The sequence below is a fragment of the Longimicrobium sp. genome (assembly GCF_036387355.1).
In the GTDB taxonomy this organism is placed as follows: Bacteria; Gemmatimonadota; Gemmatimonadetes; order Longimicrobiales; family Longimicrobiaceae; genus Longimicrobium.
On sequence record NZ_DASVTX010000126.1, the window covers coordinates 1 to 2,822 of the forward strand.

Annotated in this window: 4 protein-coding genes; all 4 read left to right on the forward strand. The window is 70.0% G+C overall.

Annotated features, from left to right (window positions below):
* Positions 1 to 174: 174 nt before the first annotated feature.
* Genes VF665_RS05825 through VF665_RS05840 form a run of 4 tightly spaced genes read left to right on the forward strand, consistent with a single transcriptional unit; the run spans position 175 to position 2,735 of the window.
* Positions 175 to 1,053, forward strand: a complete 879-nt coding sequence (locus VF665_RS05825) for an aldo/keto reductase (protein ID WP_331052475.1) — start codon at positions 175 to 177, stop codon at positions 1,051 to 1,053.
* A 49-nt stretch (positions 1,054 to 1,102) separates the two neighbouring features.
* Positions 1,103 to 1,576: an OsmC family protein gene (locus VF665_RS05830; RefSeq protein WP_331052476.1), complete on the forward strand. Its 474-nt coding sequence runs from the start codon at positions 1,103 to 1,105 to the stop codon at positions 1,574 to 1,576.
* A gap of 13 nt (positions 1,577 to 1,589) precedes the next feature.
* On the forward strand, positions 1,590 to 2,216 hold the full coding sequence (locus tag VF665_RS05835; protein WP_331052477.1) for an SRPBCC domain-containing protein: 627 nt from the start codon (positions 1,590 to 1,592) through the stop codon (positions 2,214 to 2,216).
* Between the two features lie 51 nt (positions 2,217 to 2,267).
* Positions 2,268 to 2,735, forward strand: a complete 468-nt coding sequence (locus VF665_RS05840) for a DUF1801 domain-containing protein (RefSeq protein WP_331052478.1) — start codon at positions 2,268 to 2,270, stop codon at positions 2,733 to 2,735.
* The last annotated feature ends 87 nt before the right edge of the window (positions 2,736 to 2,822 follow it).

Consider the following 2,822-nt stretch of genomic DNA (forward strand, 5'->3'; position numbering starts at 1 on the left):
CACCCCTCCTGCTTCGGCGTTTGTTCGTGTCCGAATAAAAGCCGAATCCGTCTCCGGCGCAAGCGTTTCGTCATCCGCCGTGACGTCGTGACGAAGGGCCTCGCGGGGGCTTGACGCGTTCGCCAGATTGCAGCGGAGCGCAGGGTTCATCCTTTTGGAACGGGGGTGTGGGCGATGGCGGAAAACAAGGTGGATGCGGCGGCGAGCGGCACGTTCCGCATCGGCGGAGACCTGGAGGTAAACCGCCTGGGGTTCGGCGCCATGCGGATCACGGGGGAGGGGGTCTGGGGCCCGCCCAGGGACCACGACGAGTCCATCCGCGTGCTGCGGCGCACGTTGGAGATCGGGATCAACCTGATCGACACGGCGGACTCGTACGGCCCCAAGGTGAGCGAGGAACTGATCGCGGAGGCGCTGTATCCGTACCCGCGCGGGCTCCTGATCGCCACCAAGGGCGGCTTCGAGCGCAGCGGGCCGGGCGAATGGACCATCAACGGCCACCCCAGGCACGTGCGTGCCGCCTGCGAGGCGAGCCTCAAGCGGCTCAAGGTGGACACCATCGACTTGTGGCAGCTGCACCGCATTGACCCGGCGATCCCGGCCGAAGACCAGATCGGCACCGTGGCCGACCTGCGCCGCGAGGGCAAGATCCGCCACGCCGGCCTTTCGGAAGTCACGGTGGAGCAGATCGAGGCGGCGCGCCGCGAGCTCCCCATCGTGACCGTGCAGAACCGCTACAACGTGGCGGACCGCGAGTGGGAGTCGGTGCTGGACTACTGCGAGCGGGAGTCCATCGGCTTCATCCCCTGGTATCCGCTGGCGGTCGGCAAGCTGGCGGAAAATGGGGGCCCGCTGGCGGACGCAGCGCGGCGGCTGGAAAGCACGCCCTCCGCCGTGGCGCTGGCGTGGCTGCTGCGCCGCTCGCCGGTGATGCTCCCCATTCCGGGAACGTCCAGCGTGAAGCACCTGGATGAAAACACCGCCGCGGCCGCCCTTCGGCTCACGGACGACGAGTTTCAGGCCATCGCCGACGCGACCGCGCCGGAAGCCTGACGCGCGGGCGCCCCCGCGCGCCCGCCGACCCCCTGCACGAGGAGAATCCGTGGCGGAAAACAAGGACGTGGTCATCCAGGCCGGGCGAGACCACTACCGGGCCGAGGTGTTCGCTGGCGGCAAGCGTGTGGTGGTGGACGAGCCGCTGGAGGTGGGCGGCAAGGACGCGGGCCCCTCGCCGTACGATCTGCTGCTGGGCTCCATTGGCGCGTGCACGGCCATGACTCTGCGCATGTACGCGGACCGCAAGGGGTGGCCGCTGGAGTCCGTGGTCGTTCGCCTGCGGCAGGCGCGCACGTACGACAAGGACTGCGTGGAGTGCGTCTCGTCCCCCGTGGGCCCGCACCAGGTGGAGCGCGAACTGACGCTGGAAGGCGACCTTACGGAGGAACAGAAAGCGCGGCTGGTGGAGCTGGCCGACCGCTGCCCCATCAAGCAGACGCTGGAGCGCGGGCTGCACGTGGTCGCCGCGCCCCCGTCCGCCGGGGCGGCGGCCACGCCGGTGGACGCGGCGGTGTCGTGATCCGGGAGGGATGATGGCTTCGTCCGTCGCAGGCGCGGGGATGGAAGGGCTCGCTCCGGACGATTCGGTTCGCGCCGCGACCGGGCGGGACTGGGCGGAGTGGAGCGCGTGGCTTGACGCCCGCGGCGCGGCGGATCTTTCGCATCCGCGGATCGTTGCCCTGCTGCGCGCGGAAGGCGGCGTGCAGAGCGGGTGGTGGCGCCAGCAGGTGACCACCGGCTACGAGCGCAGGATCGGCCGGCGGGTGGTGGGCGAGGCGGCCGGCGGCTTTCAGATCGGCGTGCGGCGCACGCTTCCGGTGGCGCCGGAAGAGGCGTGGCGGCGCGTCACCTCGGCCGAGGGCGTGGCCGCGTGGCTGGGCGAGCCGGAGCAGTCGATCGCGTGGGAGCCCGGCTCGGCATTCCGTCTGCGCGATGGCGCGACCGGTGAGGTGCGCGTGTGCCGGCCGGGGTTCATGATCCGACTTCACCTGCGCGAGCCCGGCGCGACGCGCGCCACCGTAATCCAGGTGCGCGTGGATGCGGCAAAGACGGGCACCACCGTCAGCTTTCACCAGGAACAGCTTCCCAGCGCGGAGGCGCGCGAGCAGCAGCGCGGCCGCTTTTCCGCCGCTGCAGAGACGATTGCGGCGCTGGCCTGACGTCCGCGGCACCCTCCGCTTTTTATCCTCGCCACGCATCCGAATCCCGCCATGCAGAGCAGCGCAGCGACGGTGGAGCAGTACCTTGCCGAACTCCCCGAGGAGCGGCGCGCGGTGGTATCCGCCGTGCGCGACGTCATCCTTCAGAACCTGCCGGAGGGGTACGCGGAAACGATGGCGTGGGGGATGATTTCGTACGGCATCCCGCTCAGCCGCTTTCCGTCCACGTACAACGGCCAGCCGCTGGGGTACGCCGCCATCGCCGCGCAGAAGAACGCCTACTCGCTGTATCTGCTGGGCGTGTACGGAGATCCGGCGCTGGAAGCAGAGCTTCGCGACGCGTTCGCCGCGGCGGGCAAGAAGCTGGACATGGGGAAGTCGTGTGTCCGCTTCAAGAAGCTGGACGACCTTCCGCTGGACGCCATCGGCCGCGTGATCGCCGCCATTCCCCCCGAGCGGATGATCGAGTTGCACGAGGCGGCGCACGGAAAGGGCAAGCGGGCCGGCGGGAAGAAGTGATCCGCATATCCGCCGCGCGGAGCCGTCAGCGAAGGCGGGTGGTGCCGCGCTGGAAGCGGCCCGCGATCCGTCTCCATTCTCTCGAAC

Excerpts from the sequence above, each read along its gene's own strand:
- VF665_RS05840 (WP_331052478.1), top strand. The coding sequence starts at position 2,268 with ATGCAGAGCAGCGCAGCGACGGTGGAGCAGTACCTTGCCGAACTCCCC.
- VF665_RS05835 (WP_331052477.1), top strand. The coding sequence starts at position 1,590 with ATGGCTTCGTCCGTCGCAGGCGCGGGGATGGAAGGGCTCGCTCCGGAC.
- VF665_RS05825 (WP_331052475.1), top strand. The coding sequence starts at position 175 with ATGGCGGAAAACAAGGTGGATGCGGCGGCGAGCGGCACGTTCCGCATC.